This window comes from uncultured Campylobacter sp. (assembly GCF_938045595.1).
Lineage (GTDB): Bacteria > Campylobacterota > Campylobacteria > Campylobacterales > Campylobacteraceae > Campylobacter_B.
Genome location: NZ_CALIBB010000256.1, coordinates 23,893 through 41,616 on the forward strand (window position 1 = coordinate 23,893; position 17,724 = coordinate 41,616).

Genomic DNA, 17,724 nt, shown 5'->3' on the forward strand with positions numbered 1-17,724 from the left:
AATGGCAACGAATATAAATTTTTATAAAAACGAGGAATGCACGCAGGCGGTATCTACGGGGGATCGCCCGTTTCCGGATCCTGCGATTTCGATTTTGGCCCCCTCGTCAAAAACCGACGAAGTAACGATCTATGCAAAAATTACGGATCTCGCCGCTACCTTTTATCCGCATATAACTCTAATCTATGAAAAGCGTAATATAGAGTATCTAGGTGCAAGCGTCGGAGGAACCGAGATGAAAATATTCGAAGTAAGCGGCGAGGGAAAAGACGCATTAGAGTTTAATTCCTTAAGCGGCGGTATGCCGACCGAGGGGGAATGTTACGCTTTTTCAGGCACGACAAACGCCTTGCGAGTAGATAAGGTAAATGGTAATAAAATAAGCTTTACGGGCGAGGATCTATCCTATATCAAAAAGGGGGAGCTCGCCTTTCTTTTGCTTCCTTTATTTGAAAGCGGACCTTCTGCGAGTAAGGCGGTGCATGCCGTCAAACTTATCAGGCGGGTAAGCTTTGCCGACGTTACGAAGCGGGTGGATTTCCGCTATTATTTAGCGGCGTATTGGAGCGACCGTGCATAAACTCAAATTAGGATATAAGGTAGAAATTTCGCAAACTCGTCCATGGACGAGATATTGCGATAGCTATACGGATAAGTATCTGAGTATGTTAATATTCGGAGCCATAAGGCCGAAGGGAGTAGCCGCTAATTTTTATCTAGCTACTAACGGCAATGCCCGTGGAAGTGCACAATATGACTTTAAGCTAGCCGTGATCAAAGCAAAAATTTATAATCTTAAAATTGAGGAAAATTTCATCTTAAAGCCCGCTCTGCACTCAAAAATTCTTGCTTTTTGCTGGAGGAATAGAGCCTACCGCCCCGCCGCTACGATTTATAAAAAGGTAGAGCGATGGTAGTAGAATACGGCTTTAAGGTCTTTGCCTTAAAAGGCGGCGTAAAAAGTGAGCTTCGCGGCATTAGCGAGCTTAGCATTTGTAGCGAGGAAGGCGAGCTGCAAGCGACAGCGTCTTTGAAAATCGCCGCTTCCTCTCTCTCTGCTCCGATAGATGAAATTATAATAAGCTGCTCGCATTTTGAGGATAGCCTTTTCGAGGTGAGCGAAGTTTTAAGCATAGATGCAAATTTTAAAAAGCTCGTCGCCAAAACCCCGCTTAAGTTACCCAAAGGGATATCAAGCTTAAAAGATTTAGCCCTTTTGGGGCAAAGGGTAAGCTTTCTTTGCGATGCACCGCAAGATACTCCGCTAGCAGGGCTTTCATATTCGGACGTTCAATCGCTAGCCTCGGCGCTAGAGGGCATAGGGCTTAGTTTTTGGGCGAACGATCGCGGAATTTTTATAAGCGATAGGTTCTATATCGCCCGAGACGGCGCGCCCGTAATGGAGTTTAACGAGGATAACGTAATTGATTTTAACCTTAGCCTTAGCGCTCCGCAAAATATCGATACGATAGTTTTTAACGACAAAAACGAGGATGTATATTCGCAGGCGGAGCTTACTGCGGTGATCGATCCCGATCCCCACCCGGTAACCCCGAGGGAGGTTGTAAGATATAAAGATGATGAAAACGGCGATGTGTATGTGATCTCTCCGCTTCGTGCGGTAGGTAAAATTTTCGCAACCCCTGCTTGGGAGGCGAAAGATATTAGCCTAAACGTGCCCGATGCCTCATTCTTTGCCGATTATCGCGCGGTGGAGGAGTTTGAGCTAAGTGAGGATATCTATGTAAAACTTACGGGCTTTATAAAAAAGCTAATCGCCGTGAGCCTTGACGGCACGCCGATATACTTTAGCGCCCAAACGACGCAGGAGCAGAAGGGCAATATATACAAAGATAACGTCCTTTGCTTTGACGGGCCTCTAAGCGGAACGCTAAAGGTAGCTTATGAAAGCAATATCTATCTTTTCGTATGCCCCCCGCGCGATCTACCCTCCGCTCTAAGCATAAAAGCGGAGTATAAAAATTTGCAAATAGATCATCTGCATAGATACGAGATCACCAAATACTACCCTAAAGGTTACACCCACACCTTTAGCTTGATGCGCGATTTTAACGTAGATAGCGCGCTTATTGCGCATGTCAGCTTTAAGCTCGGCGCGCAAAGCTTTAGCGCCAATCCGTTTGGGGAGGTAGAGATTAAATTTAATGATTATGGAGCTTATAAGCTAGAGCTATATTTAGACGGAAAGCTGGAAAAGACGATGAATATAGGCTATTTCGCAAACGAATTTAGCTGCGATTTTAATGAAATTAAAGAGAAGGATTGAAGATGGCTGACGTAGTATTATACAAAGATGCCGCCTGCGAAAAGGCGCTAAAAATGGATTCAGGAGATACGAATTCAGACTTTAGCCTAAGCTCTAGTATTTTTAGTCGCAAACGCAGCAACGGTACTTCAAGCCCTAGGGGTCGCTTTACGGTATGGGCTAAGGCAACAAACCCCGTCGCTAGGGTTTATTGTGCCATAGTAGCAGATAGATTTTCGACCATACTGAGCTTCGACGAAGACGCATGGCAGGGCAAGCTTTATATACCCGAGGGCGGGAAGCTGGGCGGGCAAGATATCGAAGCGATATTGAAGCTAATAAAGTATTCAAGCGCCCCGGATACTACCGATCCCACAAAAACGCTTCATAGCTTCAAAACCCCGCTATTTTTTGTGAATGATAGAGGCAAGGCATATCGCCTTGAGGCGGTAGATAGTGCGGGCAATCCTAGCTGGTCCAGCGAGAAACCCGATGAAAAAAGTAGCATATACCATCTAAAAGATATAGGAGATTGCTCCAGACCTACGCCCATAAATATGGAGCTTACGGATGATAGCGGCGGGATTTACGCACAAATGGGAATTTTACTAATGTGGGGCTAAGATGGAGTTTATAGCAGACGAAAGCAATGGCGGATATAGGGGACAGACCAAAGAGTGGATCAAGCTTGAACTTATTAATGGCACGGCTAGCAGGAAATACTATAAGGCGCTTGAAGGCTCGTATCTGGTGCCCCTAAGCGGTAAAAAGCCCGGACACAATAGAAAACCTGTGGGGCAGAGCTATGATACTTATGCCCTTGGCGATTATCGCATCTATCTCGACGATCAAAAATTTGTACCGTTTTATAATGATAATTCAATCATAGATTTTGTGTCGATTCAGGCGTATCCTGACCGAAAGCAACAATATCACGATACCTATGATGTAAGAGACGATGAGCTTTTGATATTCTGCGACGACGGCAAAAAGATTCGCGTAAAGGAGATGTTTCGCTTCGCTTTAAGCAGAGAGTTATATTTTGCAGTTCCTAATAGCGATGGAAGCAAAACAAAAACTACGCCCTTTTTGGATTTTGCAAACAAAAGAGGAAAAAGCGATTACTTCAAAACCGTAAAAAACATGCTGAACGAATATAGATTATTTTTCTGCCAAAACCCACAAGGCAAAAGCGAAAAATATATCAAAAACGCCTTCGGCTTTGAAAGAGCTAAGCGCGCGTTAAAAAAGAAATTTTTAGCCGCAGTTTCTCTGCACTCGGTTTGGAAGGGGGAGGATGTATTCAAAGGTCCTGCACTGCCCGGGTATACGACCGCGCTTAGCCTATTTATCAAAGAGGGAAATAGACTAAAAATGGAGGTATATTATATTGGATTAGACACGGAATATTACCCAGATAGTCGTCGGGTCCGTGAATATACCTATAAGGAGGAGATCTCCCTTAAAGACGAATTGACCGAGATAGTATTATGGGCGGATGATAGAGCCATAAATTATTACGAAAGATGGTGGGGTATAGGGATTTTTTCGCAAAGCAGAACCCCTAAAAGGAAGGCTATAAAGCCGCCCGAGTATTGGCACTTTGCTAGGTTGCAAGCCCCCGGTCAGTATAAAAAGATCCGCGAAAAGCTCTATGCGGACATCTTTTTAAACGAATTTAACGCCCTGGCATATGTCTATAATATGACCGGCGAACATCCGCAAGAAGGCGATTTAGAAGCATTGAAAAAGTGGTATTGGTATTCTTGGGAGGAGGAGAAATGACGCAGATCAAAGGGAGTGAGAAAAAAAGTGCCAGGGGAGCAGTGAAGTTTATATTTGACCGAAGTGATGAGCTGCACGGCCAAATAAAGCTCGATCTGGATCAGGACGAGCGCGTCATAGAGGCTTATACCCGCAGGTATTTTTTGGACCACGGCGCGCGCGTAAGCGAGGTTAGCTTGCGCGCTCCGCTTCAAAGCGTGCGCACAGGCGATATCATAAAGATAGATATGCCCCGTTATAGCGTGCCTGCAGCACCCGGGGAGGACAGATTTATCGTCACGGCGGTAGAGACTCGCGTCACGGCTAGCGGCGCATTCGTAAACATAACGGCAAAAAGGTGGGATTTTTAATGGGACTAAAGCAGACGATAAAAAATATGATACGCGCGCAGATAAAAAGCGACACGCCGAAGCAAGGTAGCGGATATAAGGTGCTAGTGCGCAAAACTGGCGAGGCGGTAAAAAAAGTCAAATTTATAAACAAATTTAGCTTTTGAGTTTTTCGCTCGTAGGGCGGGCTTAGCTCTGCTTCGCTACGCTCGCAAGAAACGCCGCTTCGGCTTCGCCTTGCGTCGCTACGCTCGTTTTGCTCGCCCGAGAAGTAAATTTAAGGAGGATTTATGGTCTTAGAAATTACAAGGTTTAAAGAAGTAGATGATATGACGCTGGGGCGCTTCGTATTGCGCGACGGCGAAAAGGAAGTGCTAAAGGGATATACCTGCGAGCCTGCGGGCCCTGATACTACACAAAGCGGTATGGATAGACGCATACCGCAAGGGCGCTATCAAATAGCCTGGCACGACAGCCCGAAATTTAGAGTTCGTCTGCCGCTTTTATGGAATGAGCTGGTGCCAAAAACTCGCTGCATCTTGATCCATTCGGGCAACAACGGGCGTAATACCGAGGGCTGCGTGCTACTGGGTTCATCTTTGGGCGCGCACGGAGTGAAAGACTCCTGTGCGGCTTTAAGCGCACTACTTGCCGCCGTAAAAGGGCAAGAATTCGCAGTGCAGGTTGTGAATCGAATAGGAGAATAGCAGTAGGTTTTTTTGCGTATTGTTGAAGCAGTTAAAGGCCTTTTAAACGGCCTTTACCCGTCTATACGCATATTCTAAAGCTCTGCGGCTATTTCGTCTTTGATGATCTCTTTGATCTTGTCAAATTTACGGCTTTTGACGTAGCTTTCGATCAAAAACTCAAGGTAGGGAGGAAACGACGTAGTGGATCCCCAGCCGCGCACCGTCGGGTATGGGATTTTAGAAATTTCGGCGAACTCTTTTTTATTTAGACCCGCAGCATCCAGCATTTTTTGAAATTTTTCTTTATCCATTTTACATTACCTATATTATATTTTTCGGAATTGTAGCAAAAAAATACAAGGAAATCAAGGTTTTGTATTTTTAAGATACATCATTAAGAAGTTTTTAAGTATTGATACGATACAATTATGCCATAAAAAGAGATTGAAACGATACAATCTCAAGAGATGCGGCGAGACCCAATAAAAAAAACATCTCGCCGCACAAGTTGCTCCCAAAGGAGCCTTTATTATACCATAAAGGATAAAAAATGAAAAGCTACTACAACAAAGGCGAGGCAAACGCGATCCTCTCCGGCATCGCAAGATGGCGAAACGGCATACACGGTGCCATAGACACCACTGGAACTTTCCCGTCAAACACTACGCTAGAGCGAATCGAAGTATTCATCAATACTATCCTCTCCGCAGAGGACAGAGAGGCTATAAGACTAAACGATACCGACAAAAAGGTTTTTTCATGGTTCGTGCACAACCTAAAGAGCGCTGAAAAGCGGGCGGAGTATCAACGCATGCTAGATATAGACGTTGATATCAACGAACTTGAACGCGTTATAAAGGGTAAATAATGGAAAATCTAGCTTTATTGTCGGATGAAAAATTGCTTGAGCTCATCACCCAAGCAAAGGCTATCATAGAGGGCCGCAAAGCAGACAAGCAGTTCATTGTCGAGACGTTTGAGAGCATAGACCCTAGAAAAAACGGTCACGCATATATGGCTCGCCTCAGCTTTGCAGATGGCAAGATCAGCAGAGAATTCATCGATTGCAACGGCAAGAACTGGGACAGCAAACACAAATATTACGATACCTCTTTCACCTTCAGGGCAAAAGAAGGCGACAAATTTGAGGCACGGCTTGATGACGGCAGCTGGAAAAGCGATAGCAAGGTTTGGTATATGGTCGTCAAAAATGAAAGCGGCGAGCTGGTATTGCAACGTTTTAGCTCGCTCAAGGCGCTACAGGAGGCGTGATATGACCCTCGCAACTATAGCCCGAGACTATCTCGAAGCTCTCGGGCAGATAAATTTTGAACAGGGCCGCAAGCAAAAGTTCGCGTTCTCACATACGAAATATCTGCCGAAAGATGCCGCCTGCATCAAGAAAGTGGATATTCAAAAGTGGCTGGCGGGGCTTGAGGAAGGTCTAGCCCCGAGCACTATCAAGCGCGTCGTGCTGTGCTGGCGCAGAGCCTGCGCACAAGCAGTAGAAGCCGGGAAACTTGCGAAAAACCCGTTTGTGGACGTAAAATATCCGAAGATTCCGCGCAGCAAAACAGATCCATTCTCGGCGGAGGAGGTAGATCTGATGCTTTCAAAGGCCAGCGGGCGGCTTGAGAGCTTTCTTGCTTTTGCGTTCTATACGGGAGCTAGATGCTGCGAAATTTTGGCTCTGCGCTGGGATGATATAGATATGGAAGCTATGAGTATATCGATCAGCAAGAGCCTCACGGACGGGCTTATCAAACCTCGCACCAAAACCGGAGAGGATAGGATCGTGCCTATATTTACGCCGCTGCTGCCATACATCGCCCGGCTTAAAGAGGATCGGGATTGCGAGTGGGTCTTTTCGGAAAGGGGAGATCATCTTTTCGGCTCTACGTCGCTTTTCGGCAACGGCAGGTGGCGTAAATTTCTAGCTGAATGCGATATCCCATACCGAAGCGCCAGACATACCCGCCACACATTCGCAACCCACATGGTCGAGCGTGCGGTAAGGGGCGAAATCCCACTGAAATGGGTATCTCAAATACTGGGTCATGCGAGCCTAGACATGACGATCAAGGTATATGCGCGGTTTCTACAAAACGAACATATGAAAATCGATCGCTCGATAAATCTATACTAAATTCTTTTTTAAACTCAAATATATTAAACTTTTAAAGGTATTTAAAAAGCCGTTTTAAAATAAAAATTTACGTTTCAAATCAAAGTGGAAAACCGCCGAATTTACTCCACTTTGATTTTAAGCGTAAATTCACTTTGATTTGAAAAGCGGTTTTACACTTTTCTCGCAATAAAAAATACACAGCGTTCGCACAAAGAGCACAAATCGCCATCACACTCGCGAGCAAAAACGGCTTATTCGCTCCTACTGCACCCACGATAAACGAAATAGCCCCGGCAATAGCAAACTGCGCAGTCCCCAGTACCGCCGAAGCTGCGCCCGAGTTGCCGTCCTTATACAGCGCCATCGCAAGCGTCGTGGCGTTAGGCGCGACAAAGCCGAGCGATGAAAGCAATACGAAAAGCGAAGCCTCAAAGCAGATGAAGGGAAGGCCAAGCATAGCGCATGCGAGCAAAATCAGGCTCGTCACAAGCATCGCTATTAGGCCGAAATTTAATAAAGCTGTGGGTTCGCGATTTTGCACGAGTTTGGCATTTAGTGCCGAAACGAGGGTCATTCCAAGAGCGTTGATGCCAAATATTACGCCAAAGGCATGCTCGCCCAGCCCATAATAGCCCAAAAATATGAAGCTAGAGCCCGTGATATAAGCGAAAAGCGCGCTCATCGCAACTGCAAATCCTAGCGTATAGCGCATAAATTCTTTATTTCGCAAGATTATGCCGTATTCGCCAAGCACGCCTTTTACGCTAAGTGTAGCAGTCCTGTCTATCTGAGCGCTCTCGTCGAGTCCGAAAAATATAAATGCAAAAAGCAAAATTCCAAGCGCAAACAAAATCGCAAAAATCGCTTGCCATGAGAAAAAATCTAGCACAAATCCACCTAGAGTTGGTGCTAGCATCGGAGCTAGCGAGCCTACGACCATCATCAGCGCAAACATCGCCGCAGCCTCGTTCAGCTCGAATTTATCATTAATAACGGCTCGCGCAAGTACCACTCCCGCGCACCCGCCCAAAGCTTGTAAAAATCTAAAGAATATAAACGCGTAAACGCTATCAAAGCTCACGCAAGCAAGCGACGCACATATAAAAAGCAAAATACCCGCGTATAACGGCTTTTTACGACCAAATTTATCGCTTAGCGGCCCATAAACGAGCTGTCCTAGCGCAAAAGCGATGAAAAAACTCGCAACCGATAGCTGAGTGTAAAACTCGCTCGTAGCAAAGCTTGCCTTTACCTTTTCCAGCGCGGGCAGATACATATCGGTAGACAAGGGCGCCAGAGCCGACATATAGGCGAGTATAATCACCAGCTTAAATTTGGCGAATTTACTTTGTTTGACCATCGTTTTCCTCAATTATTTTTAGGCAGAGCTCAAATGTGCGCACGAACGCGTTTAGATCCTTAAATTTTTGCGGCAAGAGCCTGGCGACAAAATATATTGGACGTAGCGCAAGTACCGTAGTCCACGCACTTTGCACTACGTCCTGCCCGCCTCTTGAGGCGTAGGTGCGAATGCCAGAGCACACCGAGCCTTCGCTCAGCCCTTCACGGCACAGATCATAGACAAACAGCAAAAAATCTCGCATTTTAGCTTTTTGCAGATCACCGCGCTCGCCGCGATTTTCAAAATCTATAAATTTCATCTCGCCGTTTTTTACTAAGACGTCGCGCAGTGCGGGTCTGCCGTGTATGAAGCCGCGCGAATGTAGATGTGCTAACGCCGCAGCGTAGCCCTGAATGAGCGCCACGCAAGATGCCTCATCCGAGCTTTTTAGCACCTCGTCCACCGGCGTGCCGCCGTCTTTGAGTACGAAAAAGTTCTCGTCTCGCAGCACCAGCTGCGGCACAGGCGCGCCGGCTGCATACAAACTCTCGCATTTTAGCGCTTCGTAATCGAAAGCGGCTTTCGGATTAGCTTTGAATATTTTCGTAAGTAATCCACCGCGGATGCGCAGCTCCGGCTGCTTGAGCCAGTATTTCTCGCCCTCGAAACTAAAGCTCGTGACGCGCTCGCCAGGATGATTTTTTAGAATTTCATTTACGTATTCTTTAAAATTTTGCATTCAATAAATTTAGCGAATTTTTTTTAGAAAGAGCTAAATTTGCGAGTTTTATTTCATTAAGTTCCATATATCCGCATAAAATTTATTACGTAAATTCGGCGGGGATAAATTTTAAAATTATCAGGTAGAATTTTTATTGCAGTCTTGGAATTTTGTAGCGCAGGAAGCAGCAAAAGCGCATAATTTTAGAATTTTACAAAAACTAAGATTTGCGTCAAAAAATTTTAAAACTAGAAGTGGCGACCCCTACGAGATTCGAACTCGTTTTACCGCCGTGAAAGGGCGATGTCCTAACCGTTAGACGAAGGGGCCACTTAATCTGGTATTAAGATTAAAGGCGGTATTCTACTCAAGACGCACTTAAACCCAACTTAAATTAAGGATTATTTATGAAATGCTCTTTTCTGGCGCCGCTTGCACTTTCGCTTCTGCTCGCAGGCTGCGCTACCACCGCGCTCAAGCCCGCTTCTACGCAAGCTGTAAATTTCACCGTCATTTCGCCACTTACTCGCACCAGCGACGCGGGCTTTATGCGCAAATTTAAAAACCAAACCGAGGTTCAAATTTATGCAAGCGGCATCAGCGTGCTGAGCCTGGTTTTAAAAGGCGATAAAATTTGCATGAACGGCGCGTGCGACGACGAGCTCGTTTTCAATAAAAAATTCTTCGGCGCCGAGCACTACCGCGGGCTTCTCGGCCAAATCCTAGACGGCAAGCCGATCTTTGGCGGCAGCGACGCGGGCGAGCGCCGTTGCCTAGCGCAAAGCCTGCAAGATGGCTCTATCGATTATAAGGTTTGCCGCGGCAAAGACGGCGGCGGAAGATCCATAAGCTTCGCCGACGTAAAGCGCGGCGTAAAGATTAAAATCCGCGAGCTGCCATAAAATTTTGCGCGGCGGGTGTTTGTAGCGCGCAAAACGCTATTCCGCAGGCGGCGCTAACGAGTAAAATTCTACGCATCTTACGTTTGTAAGCGCGGGAATACTGCTCTCTAGCAGCCGCACAAAACACGGCGCGAGCGGTCAAAATTCCATTACTCGGCGGGATAGCTACCCGGGCTTTGCAAACGGCGCGGTTTTATTGGCGCTCTGCGCCGGCTCTTCGCGGCGAAATTTACTAAGCAGCGCGTATGTGCGAAAGAAAAAGCGCGCATTTAAATTTAAAAATTCGCGCGCAGCTCGGGTTTATGAAATTTCGGCGCACGCAGCGTAAAATAAAATTTAGGAGGCAGAATGAAGCGGATCGGAGCGCACGTGAGTGCTAGCGGCGGGGTTTCTAACGCGCCGTTAAACGCCGCAAAGATCGGGGCGGACGCGTTTGCGATGTTCGTCAAAAATCAGCGCAGATGGGACGCGCCGCCGCTTAGCGCGGAGGAGATCGTCGCGTTTAAGGACGCGTTAAAGCAAAGCGGCATCCGCGCGGAGCATGTCTTGGTGCACGACAGCTACCTCATAAATTTGGGCCATCCGCGCGAGGCAGAGCGCGAAAAGTCCCTAAACGCCTTCGTGGGCGAGATACGCCGCTGCGAGGCGCTCGGGCTTAAGCTTTTGAACTTTCATCCAGGCTCGCATCTAAATGAAATTTCAGCTCAAGTGTGCCTGGATAATATCGCAGGATCGCTAAATTTCGCCATCGCAAACACCGCAAGTGTCAAGCTCGTGCTCGAAAACACCGCCGGCCAGGGCTCCAATCTCGGCTATGATTTCGCTCAGCTCGCTTACGTGATCGGCAAAATTTCAAACAAAGATCGCATCGGCGTCTGCATAGACACCTGTCACGCGTTCGCCGCAGGATACGACCTCCGCAGCCCGCAGGCCTACGAGCGCACGATGAGCGAGTTTGACCGCGCGATCGGCTATAAATTTTTAAGCGGCATGCACCTAAACGACACGAAAAACGAGCTTGGCGTGCGCAAAGATCGGCACGAGAGCCTCGGACGCGGATTTTTGGGGCTTGGGGCATTTGAAAACATCATGAACGACCCGAACATCGACGAGATCCCGCTGATTTTAGAAACCATCGACGATAGCCTCTGGGCGGAGGAGATCGCGCTTTTGCGCAGTATGCAAGGACGCCGCAAAGCCTAATCGGGCGCCTTTTGCGCCACGTAGAATTTATCTCATTCCGCTTCAAAGTGGCGTGGAGCGACAAGAGCCTTATGTCGTGCAAATTTAACATCGTGGGATTTATCACTTAAATTTTAACAAGCAAAAATAATGAGGAACTTCGCGCTAAAAATTCTGCGCCGTAAAAAGTCGCGAAATTCTACGACGAAAACACAGCACCAGAGCAAAAGAGCAAAATTTTTATAGAAAAACGCAGCGCCCTGGCAGAAATGAAAAATTTTATGCTGCGTAATTAAAATTTTCAAGCAAGATTTTTAAAGCGATGCGGCGGCAAATTTTAAAATTCTATCGCTACGATATTTCAAGGCTCAGCGCCAGATTCGAAGCTCTAGGAATTAAAATTCTAAATTCCATATCAAAAAATTGGCGCGGAGCTTTATACGCGCGACTGCGTAAATTCCAATCTTGCAATTCTACTTTCGTCCGATCCGTGCAGAGGCGAAGCGCATAAGATTTCATAAATTCTAACTTAAAATTTTGCTGCGTGCCAATCTATGCTTTTTGGCACGTATTTTATTTATGACAAATTTGCGTCTTTTTTTCGCGCTTTGCTTGCGCCAAAATCTATGCAGGATCCGTGTAAATTTACGTTAAATTCTGCCGCATATCGCCCGATTAATTTAAAATTTTATCGTTGAGCTTAGTAGCCTACCGCCACGATTTAAATTTAAAGGCGGCGGGATTTTAATCCGCAGCCGACGCGTATTGTACCGGCCGCAACTCGGCGCGCTATTTTAGTAGCTCATACATATCGCAGGATTTTTGCCAAAGCTCTTTAAACTCGGGCAGATTCATAAAAAGAGAATTTTTATTTTTGCCTAGATCGCAAGCTTTTTTAAAGTATTGCGCGGCTTTGCTTTTATCGTTAGAGTTGTAGTTAAATAGCGCAAAATTATAGCAACTCGCTAGCTCGTCCGCTATATCGCAACCTTTTTTATCATAAACCGCCGCCTTCATTAAATTTATTTTTACACCGTCTCCTTTACGGTACATCTCTGCCAACATACTGCATGATAGCGCTGATAGCTTTTGCCCTAGATTGCAAGCTTTGTCATGGTAGATTATCGCTTTTGATATATCTTTCTCAACCCCATCTCCGTCACTATACATTGATCCCAATAGTCCACAATAAGTAGCGTCTCCCGCATCGCATCTTTTTTCATGATATTCGATGCCTTTTTTAGGATTTTCTTGCATCATTCTGATCGACATTACAAGGCAACCTGGCTCATATCCGCCGTCGCAGGTTTTTTCAAGCAGCTTAAGTGTTTTAGTATTGTCTTCGTATTGTAAAGCGGCTCTAAGGCAAGACTCCATATTGCCGTCATTGCACTCTTTTTCCGCAGTCGCAAGATCAGGCGTGCCGAACGCAAAGCAAGCGGCGAGCGCCAACGCAAATAGCAATTTTTTCATTTAGTATCCTTTCCGGGTAAAATTTGGCTAATTCTACCCCCCCCTAAGAAATTGATTAAATTTATCGCGAATTTTAATAAGGTAGCGAGAATTCCGACCGCAGATCCACCAAGCCCGCTCAAAATTTAAATTTTACCTGAATTGGGCTATAATCCCTTTTTTGAAATTTAACCTTGGATAAAGATTTGAAAATAGCGTTTTTTGACTCGGGTATCGGCGGGCTAAGCGTGCTCGCCGAGGCTCTGCGGCGGTTTAGCGGGGCGGAGTTTTTGTATTTTGCCGACGAGGATCACGTCCCCTACGGCACGAAAAGCAGGGCCGAGATCGTGCGGCTGAGCCTCGATGCGGTCGGGTTTTTGGTCGCGCACGGCGCGGACGCGGTCGTCGTAGCTTGCAACACCGCCACGAGCGCGGCTATCTCGGAGCTTCGCGGCGCATTTAGCGTGCCCGTCATCGGCATGGAGCCCGCCGTCAAGCTCGCTGCGGACAGCTTCGGCGCGCGCCCGACGCTGCTCATCGCCACGCCGCTAACGATCGCGGGTGAGAAGCTCGCGCGCCTCGTGGGGCGGCTGGAGTGCGAGACGTGGAGCCTGCCGCTGCCTCGCCTCGTGGAGTTTGCACAGGATTTGGAGTTTGACTCGCCTGCGGTTCGGGCGTATCTGCGGGAGGAACTAGCTAAATTTGAGCTTGAGCGCCTCGGTTCGCTCGTGCTTGGTTGCACGCATTTTAACTATTTCAAGGACGTTTTGCACGAAATTTTACCGCCTCACGTACGCATCATCGACGGCATCGACGGCACGCTAAACCGCCTTGCAAGCGAGCTGGGCGGAGGGTTAAAGCTTGCGTGCGGCGAGGATTTGCCCTCGCGGGCGACTAAATTTAACACGGGCGGCGATATAAAATTTAACGCAAATTCGCAAACGGGCGAGCTGGACGCAATCCTCGAACGCGACGGTAAGCTGGCGGTCAATGCCCGCGGCGTAGAGCAGTGCGACGAAGACAAATGCCGCATGTCGCCACGCGCCGTAGCTGCGAATTCGCAGCTCAAGCTTTATTCTCGAGGCGGCGCGGATTTGTCCTTAGAATTTGAGCCGCGAAGCGAAGAGGCGGGTATTTCGCGAGTGAATTATCCAAACGGCAACAGCGTGGAGTATTTTTACTCGAGCAGGGCGCTAGATGCGGCGCAACTACACAAGGTGGAGATATTTTTAAAGCGGCTCGATGCGATGCGAGCAATCGACTAGGCTACGCGCCTGTGAGCCGCAGCGCGGGTTAAAATTTTATCGCAGCGCAAATCGCGCTACGTAAATTAAAATTCTAGCGCATCGCAGATCGTTTCGTGAAAGTTAAAATTTTGATGCGCTATAAATCGCAGCGCAGACTCAAAATTTCGCCGTTTTGTAAATCGTACCGCATAGGTTAAAATTTCGCCGTGCGAAAATTTAACTCGGCTCGGCGATTTAGAAGCGGCTTCGCAACAACATGCGAGCAATAGCGCCTAGCCGTCGTCCGGCGCGCGAAAGTTAAAATTTTACGGGGCAAATGCTGCCTTCCGCCGCCTGGCACGTAAATTTAAAATTTAACGCACAACGCCGCCGTACGACTTGAAGCAGCATAGCGCGAGAAAGACGCCGTCGCTTCTTTAAATTTAATAGCGTAAGTCAGATTGCTGTATGTGAGGAATTCCTCGCGCCGCACGAACTGTCGCCGCGGATTTGAAATTTTAAATTTAGACTGGGGCGCGGATAAAGTGCGCGCGAGGTTAAAATTTAGTGCGCCTCGCAAAGTGCCACCGAGTTAAATTTAGTCTAGCCACGCGGCGTAAATTTTAAAATGATTAAATTTCAAGGCGCCGCGAAGCCCGCAAGTCTTTTCCGCGGCAGCCAAAAGCTCGCAGGCTTTGGAATTTTAAAATTCGAAATTCTAAAATCTGTAAAGCAAGATTTCGGGCCGTATCATTTCGCAGGCGAGATTTTTACCACAAAATTCAGCGCCACGCAGGATTATTTTGTCTTATACGGATTTGTTCCAGAAAAGAACTTTTTACTTTCATTAAATTCATAAGCTTCTTTAGCATTTTTACAGTTTTTATAGGCGTTGCTACCCTCCTTTAACTTATCAAAATCGCATTGCTTGAAAACTTTTTCTGCCTCATCGGGATGGTTCTCATAATATTCCAAAGATTTAACCTCCGTATTATCACAACCAACTAATAAAGCAGCTAACACCCCCCCCCCAGAGGAACATTTTAGGATTTTTCATTTCATTCTCCTTGTTTGAAATTTATCGGTATTTTACTATCCGTTTACTTTAAAAATTTTAAATTGCGGGCGCACGCGCCGTTTTAACGCGGCTCGTTAAAATTCAGCTTTTAAAATTTGCTCGCGCTTTTTGAAATTTCGTTTTAAAATTTTACTAGCGCGACGGAATTTTACAGAGTGAAATTCCGCGAGGCGGATTAGAATTTCGCCCAGTAGAATTCCGCATCGCTGCGGAATTTAAAATTTAAAAGCAAATTTAAAATTTGCGGGAGCTACTCCTCTATCTTTTTACCTGCGAACCGCACGAGAGCCCACGTAACGGCAAGCCCCATCGGCAGCGCGATCCAGACGCTAAGTCCTAGCGCTACGGGCAGATAGCCCGCCACCACGGCGACCGCGCCGACGGATAGAGCGTAAGGCATCTGCGTCTTTACGTGCTCGATATGATCGCAGCCCGCGCCCATCGACGAAAGGATCGTGGTATCCGAAATCGGCGAGCAATGATCGCCGAAAATCGCGCCGGTTAGCACGCCTGAGATATTTACGATCATATAGGCGTGAAGCGCATCGCCCGAAAGCCCGTAGTGAAGTCCCACGGCGTTTGCCAAAGGTATGGCAAGCGGCATTAAAATTCCCATCGTGCCGTAGCTCGTGCCCGTCGAAAAGCTAATGAACGAGCCCAGCACGAAAATCGCTACCGGAAGCAAGAATTTCGGCGTGTTTTGGCTCAGCATATCGACTAGATAGCGCGACGTGCCGAGCTCCTTGATGACAGAGCTGAGCGACCAGGCAAGCAGCAAGATCACGATCGTGACGATCATCGTCTTCCACCCCTTGATCCACGTAGAGATCGCCTCTCTGACGTCAAAAATTTTGCGGTAAACGCTCATAAATATAGACACGACCGTAGCAAGAAGCGCCGCTTGAAAAAGCGCGACCGACGAGTTCGCGTTGCCGAACGTCGCCTGAAGCGTCGCAAAGCTTAGCGGAGCGGCTTTTGCGGCTGCGAGAGCATCGCCTTCAAGCTTGCTTAGCCCGCTAAAATAAAAGCTCGCAAACGCGCCGCAGATTAACACTATAAGCGGGATAACGGCGTTTGAAGCTTGCGGCTTGATCCCCTCTTTGGGCTCTAGCGTTTTATCTTCGAGCTCGGCGATGTTAGAATTTTTAGAGTGGATTTCGCCGCTCGCCGCTCGCCTTTCGGCAGAGAGCATCGGCCCGAAATCTCTACGCATGAACGCCACGTAAACCACGAAAGCGAGCATGAAAAGATTGTAGAAGCGATACGGCATGGTTTGCACGAAGATCGAGAAGGCGTTTACGTTTTGCACGCCGATCTGATCATATCCCGCTCTTATCAGAGAGACCTCAAGACCTACCCAGGTAGAAATTAGCGCGATACCCGCAATCGGCGCGGCGGTGGCGTCGATGATGAAAGCGAGCTTTTCGCGGCTAACTCTAAATTTATCGGTGATCGGCCTCATGACGGGGCCTACGATCAGGGCGTTTGCGTAGTCGTCGAAAAATACGAAAAGACCCATAACCCATGTTGAAATTTGCGCCGAGATGCCAGTTTTGGCACGCTTGCTAATCCAGAGCGCCACGGCTTTCGTGCCGCCCGTCCTGCTAATCAGCGCGACCACGCCGCCGATACAAAGCACCTGCAAAAGTACGCCCGCGTTGCCTTTGCTAGCCATCGAGCCCACCACGCGCGAGACCAGATCCGTAAAGCTGCCCACAAGCGCAGAGATTGGATTATCACCCACGACTGCAAGCATATAGGTACCGCTAAAAACGCCGATGAAAAGCGATAAAATCACCTCTTTGGTGATAAAGGCAAGCGCGATCGCCACGACGGGCGGCACTAGCGTCCAGATGCCGAAAAGCTCGGCATTATGCTGCCTGGTCGCGTCATCCACCGCAAACGCGGCAACCGATAAAAACATTAGTAATATAATTTTTTTCATTTTCTCGCCTTAAAATTTAATGCTTCTCGATAAAAAGCCCAGCCCAGCTCTGCTGCGTCGCCATCGCCTCTACGACGTTGATATTTACTCGGTGCGGCATCGCTAGGCAGCTTAGCACGATCTGCGCGATATCCTCGGGTAGGATCGCATCGACCCCCTCATACACGGCTGCGGCGCGCGCTACGTCGCCCTTAAAGCGCACCTCGCTAAACTCGCTCTTACAGATTCCCGGCGCGATCTCCGTCACGCGGATGCCCGTGCCGCGCAGGTCGTTGCGGATATTGCGGCTAAACTGCTTGATAAACGCCTTGCTCGCGCCGTAAACGTGGCTGCCCGGATAGGGCCACGCGCCCGCAGTCGAGCCGAGATTGAAGATATAGCCGCTTTTGCGCGCGATCATTAACGGCAGCACCGCCTTGGTCGAATACAGCACGCCTTTGATATTCGTATCGACCATCGTCTCCAAATCCTCAACGGGCGTCTGCGCGATCCCCTCAAGCCCGAGCGCGAGGCCCGCATTATTTACGAGCACCTCGACGTCTTTAAAATTTTCAGGCAGCGCACTCACGGCGTCAAACACCGCAGCTTTATCGCGAATATCCGCGGCGATAATGTGCGTGTTGCCTAGCTCGCCGGCTAGCTTTTGTAGCCGATCTTTGCGGCGCCCGAGTGCTATGAT

At 47.8% G+C, this 17,724-nt stretch carries 21 protein-coding genes and 1 tRNA gene; 14 read left to right on the forward strand and 8 right to left on the reverse strand.

Annotated elements, in window-relative coordinates:
- The first annotated feature begins 1 nt into the window (after window position 1).
- The 8 genes from Q0340_RS10205 (at window position 2) to Q0340_RS10240 (ending at window position 5,087) form a co-directional block, all read left to right on the forward strand.
- Window positions 2–580 carry a hypothetical protein gene (locus tag Q0340_RS10205; protein WP_298083213.1) on the forward strand — a complete coding sequence of 193 codons (579 nt, stop codon included), beginning with the start codon at window positions 2–4 and terminating at the stop codon, window positions 578–580.
- Window positions 573–917 (forward strand): hypothetical protein, encoded by a 345-nt coding sequence (locus Q0340_RS10210; protein WP_298061736.1) that lies wholly within the window; start codon window positions 573–575, stop codon window positions 915–917. The genes Q0340_RS10205 and Q0340_RS10210 overlap by 8 nt, the downstream gene beginning before the upstream one ends.
- Window positions 911–2,287, forward strand: a complete 1,377-nt coding sequence (locus Q0340_RS10215; RefSeq protein ID WP_298083214.1) for a hypothetical protein — start codon at window positions 911–913, stop codon at window positions 2,285–2,287. The genes Q0340_RS10210 and Q0340_RS10215 overlap by 7 nt, the downstream gene beginning before the upstream one ends.
- A 2-nt stretch (window positions 2,288–2,289) precedes the next feature.
- On the forward strand, window positions 2,290–2,889 hold the full coding sequence (locus Q0340_RS10220) for a hypothetical protein (protein WP_297959330.1): 600 nt from the start codon (window positions 2,290–2,292) through the stop codon (window positions 2,887–2,889).
- A 1-nt stretch (window position 2,890) separates the two neighbouring features.
- Window positions 2,891–4,051 (forward strand): hypothetical protein, encoded by a 1,161-nt coding sequence (locus Q0340_RS10225; protein ID WP_298083215.1) that lies wholly within the window; start codon window positions 2,891–2,893, stop codon window positions 4,049–4,051.
- Entirely contained in the window at window positions 4,048–4,401 is a 354-nt protein-coding gene (locus Q0340_RS10230; protein ID WP_298083216.1) for a hypothetical protein, read from the forward strand. The genes Q0340_RS10225 and Q0340_RS10230 overlap by 4 nt, the downstream gene beginning before the upstream one ends.
- Window positions 4,389–4,547 (forward strand): hypothetical protein, encoded by a 159-nt coding sequence (locus Q0340_RS10235; protein ID WP_297959723.1) that lies wholly within the window; start codon window positions 4,389–4,391, stop codon window positions 4,545–4,547. Before Q0340_RS10230 ends, Q0340_RS10235 begins: the two co-directional genes overlap by 13 nt.
- A gap of 123 nt (window positions 4,548–4,670) precedes the next feature.
- Window positions 4,671–5,087: a DUF5675 family protein gene (locus Q0340_RS10240; RefSeq protein ID WP_298083217.1), complete on the forward strand. Its 417-nt coding sequence runs from the start codon at window positions 4,671–4,673 to the stop codon at window positions 5,085–5,087.
- Between the two features lie 74 nt (window positions 5,088–5,161).
- Here the strand turns inward: Q0340_RS10240 and Q0340_RS10245 are convergent, their stop codons facing one another.
- A complete protein-coding gene (locus Q0340_RS10245; RefSeq protein ID WP_298061722.1) occupies window positions 5,162–5,380 on the reverse strand; it encodes an XRE family transcriptional regulator in 219 nt (72 codons plus the stop codon).
- A gap of 239 nt (window positions 5,381–5,619) precedes the next feature.
- Here Q0340_RS10245 and Q0340_RS10250 point away from each other — a divergent pair, with 239 nt between their 5' ends.
- Genes Q0340_RS10250 through Q0340_RS10260 form a run of 3 tightly spaced genes read left to right on the forward strand, consistent with a single transcriptional unit; the run spans window position 5,620 to window position 7,215 of the window.
- The gene (locus Q0340_RS10250) at window positions 5,620–5,937 is read left to right on the forward strand and encodes a hypothetical protein (RefSeq protein ID WP_298083218.1); all 318 of its coding nucleotides are present in this window, start codon (window positions 5,620–5,622) and stop codon (window positions 5,935–5,937) included.
- Window positions 5,937–6,341: a hypothetical protein gene (locus Q0340_RS10255; RefSeq protein WP_298083219.1), complete on the forward strand. Its 405-nt coding sequence runs from the start codon at window positions 5,937–5,939 to the stop codon at window positions 6,339–6,341. The genes Q0340_RS10250 and Q0340_RS10255 overlap by 1 nt, the downstream gene beginning before the upstream one ends.
- Window position 6,342: 1 nt before the next feature.
- On the forward strand, window positions 6,343–7,215 hold the full coding sequence (locus Q0340_RS10260; RefSeq protein ID WP_298083220.1) for a site-specific integrase: 873 nt from the start codon (window positions 6,343–6,345) through the stop codon (window positions 7,213–7,215).
- Between the two features lie 79 nt (window positions 7,216–7,294).
- Here the strand turns inward: Q0340_RS10260 and Q0340_RS10265 are convergent, their stop codons facing one another.
- The 3 genes from Q0340_RS10265 to Q0340_RS10275 form a co-directional block, all read right to left on the reverse strand.
- On the reverse strand, window positions 7,295–8,557 hold the full coding sequence (locus tag Q0340_RS10265; protein ID WP_298083221.1) for a multidrug effflux MFS transporter: 1,263 nt from the start codon (window positions 8,555–8,557) through the stop codon (window positions 7,295–7,297).
- Window positions 8,541–9,278, reverse strand: a complete 738-nt coding sequence (locus tag Q0340_RS10270; RefSeq protein WP_298083222.1) for a spore coat protein — start codon at window positions 9,276–9,278, stop codon at window positions 8,541–8,543. The genes Q0340_RS10265 and Q0340_RS10270 overlap by 17 nt, the downstream gene beginning before the upstream one ends.
- A gap of 237 nt (window positions 9,279–9,515) precedes the next feature.
- A tRNA-Glu gene (locus Q0340_RS10275) sits at window positions 9,516–9,590 on the reverse strand.
- A gap of 77 nt (window positions 9,591–9,667) precedes the next feature.
- Here Q0340_RS10275 and Q0340_RS10280 point away from each other — a divergent pair.
- On the forward strand, window positions 9,668–10,162 hold the full coding sequence (locus Q0340_RS10280; RefSeq protein ID WP_298083223.1) for a hypothetical protein: 495 nt from the start codon (window positions 9,668–9,670) through the stop codon (window positions 10,160–10,162).
- 348 nt (window positions 10,163–10,510) lie between these two features.
- Window positions 10,511–11,365: a deoxyribonuclease IV gene (gene nfo / locus Q0340_RS10285; protein WP_298083224.1), complete on the forward strand. Its 855-nt coding sequence runs from the start codon at window positions 10,511–10,513 to the stop codon at window positions 11,363–11,365.
- Window positions 11,366–12,133: 768 nt separating this feature from the next.
- Here nfo and Q0340_RS10290 read toward each other — a convergent pair.
- The gene (locus tag Q0340_RS10290) at window positions 12,134–12,817 is read right to left on the reverse strand and encodes a tetratricopeptide repeat protein (protein WP_298083225.1); all 684 of its coding nucleotides are present in this window, start codon (window positions 12,815–12,817) and stop codon (window positions 12,134–12,136) included.
- 185 nt (window positions 12,818–13,002) lie between these two features.
- Between Q0340_RS10290 and murI the strand changes: the two genes are divergently transcribed.
- Complete coding sequence (gene murI / locus Q0340_RS10295) at window positions 13,003–14,061, forward strand: glutamate racemase (protein WP_298083226.1); 1,059 nt, start codon at window positions 13,003–13,005, stop codon at window positions 14,059–14,061.
- Between the two features lie 759 nt (window positions 14,062–14,820).
- Here the strand turns inward: murI and Q0340_RS10300 are convergent.
- The 3 genes from Q0340_RS10300 to Q0340_RS10310 form a co-directional block, all read right to left on the reverse strand.
- Window positions 14,821–15,045 carry an EexN family lipoprotein gene (locus Q0340_RS10300; RefSeq protein ID WP_298083227.1) on the reverse strand — a complete coding sequence of 75 codons (225 nt, stop codon included), beginning with the start codon at window positions 15,043–15,045 and terminating at the stop codon, window positions 14,821–14,823.
- Window positions 15,046–15,350: 305 nt separating this feature from the next.
- Window positions 15,351–17,045, reverse strand: a complete 1,695-nt coding sequence (locus tag Q0340_RS10305) for a Na+/H+ antiporter NhaC family protein (protein WP_298083228.1) — start codon at window positions 17,043–17,045, stop codon at window positions 15,351–15,353.
- Window positions 17,046–17,061: 16 nt separating this feature from the next.
- Window positions 17,062–17,724 (reverse strand): SDR family NAD(P)-dependent oxidoreductase (locus Q0340_RS10310; protein ID WP_298083229.1); only part of this gene is annotated, 663 nt, incomplete at its 5' end.

What these genes read in the sequence shown, in the direction of transcription:
- Q0340_RS10205 (WP_298083213.1), top strand. Translation starts at nt 2, where the DNA reads ATGGCAACGAATATAAATTTTTATAAAAACGAGGAATGCACGCAGGCG.
- Q0340_RS10215 (WP_298083214.1), top strand. Translation starts at nt 911, where the DNA reads ATGGTAGTAGAATACGGCTTTAAGGTCTTTGCCTTAAAAGGCGGCGTA.
- Q0340_RS10220 (WP_297959330.1), top strand. Translation starts at nt 2,290, where the DNA reads ATGGCTGACGTAGTATTATACAAAGATGCCGCCTGCGAAAAGGCGCTA.
- Q0340_RS10225 (WP_298083215.1), top strand. Translation starts at nt 2,891, where the DNA reads ATGGAGTTTATAGCAGACGAAAGCAATGGCGGATATAGGGGACAGACC.
- Q0340_RS10230 (WP_298083216.1), top strand. Translation starts at nt 4,048, where the DNA reads ATGACGCAGATCAAAGGGAGTGAGAAAAAAAGTGCCAGGGGAGCAGTG.
- Q0340_RS10240 (WP_298083217.1), top strand. Translation starts at nt 4,671, where the DNA reads ATGGTCTTAGAAATTACAAGGTTTAAAGAAGTAGATGATATGACGCTG.
- Q0340_RS10245 (WP_298061722.1), bottom strand. Translation starts at nt 5,380, where the DNA reads ATGGATAAAGAAAAATTTCAAAAAATGCTGGATGCTGCGGGTCTAAAT.
- Q0340_RS10250 (WP_298083218.1), top strand. Translation starts at nt 5,620, where the DNA reads ATGAAAAGCTACTACAACAAAGGCGAGGCAAACGCGATCCTCTCCGGC.
- Q0340_RS10255 (WP_298083219.1), top strand. Translation starts at nt 5,937, where the DNA reads ATGGAAAATCTAGCTTTATTGTCGGATGAAAAATTGCTTGAGCTCATC.
- Q0340_RS10260 (WP_298083220.1), top strand. Translation starts at nt 6,343, where the DNA reads ATGACCCTCGCAACTATAGCCCGAGACTATCTCGAAGCTCTCGGGCAG.
- Q0340_RS10265 (WP_298083221.1), bottom strand. Translation starts at nt 8,557, where the DNA reads ATGGTCAAACAAAGTAAATTCGCCAAATTTAAGCTGGTGATTATACTC.
- Q0340_RS10270 (WP_298083222.1), bottom strand. Translation starts at nt 9,278, where the DNA reads ATGCAAAATTTTAAAGAATACGTAAATGAAATTCTAAAAAATCATCCT.
- Q0340_RS10280 (WP_298083223.1), top strand. Translation starts at nt 9,668, where the DNA reads ATGAAATGCTCTTTTCTGGCGCCGCTTGCACTTTCGCTTCTGCTCGCA.
- nfo (WP_298083224.1), top strand. Translation starts at nt 10,511, where the DNA reads ATGAAGCGGATCGGAGCGCACGTGAGTGCTAGCGGCGGGGTTTCTAAC.
- Q0340_RS10290 (WP_298083225.1), bottom strand. Translation starts at nt 12,817, where the DNA reads ATGAAAAAATTGCTATTTGCGTTGGCGCTCGCCGCTTGCTTTGCGTTC.
- Q0340_RS10305 (WP_298083228.1), bottom strand. Translation starts at nt 17,045, where the DNA reads ATGAAAAAAATTATATTACTAATGTTTTTATCGGTTGCCGCGTTTGCG.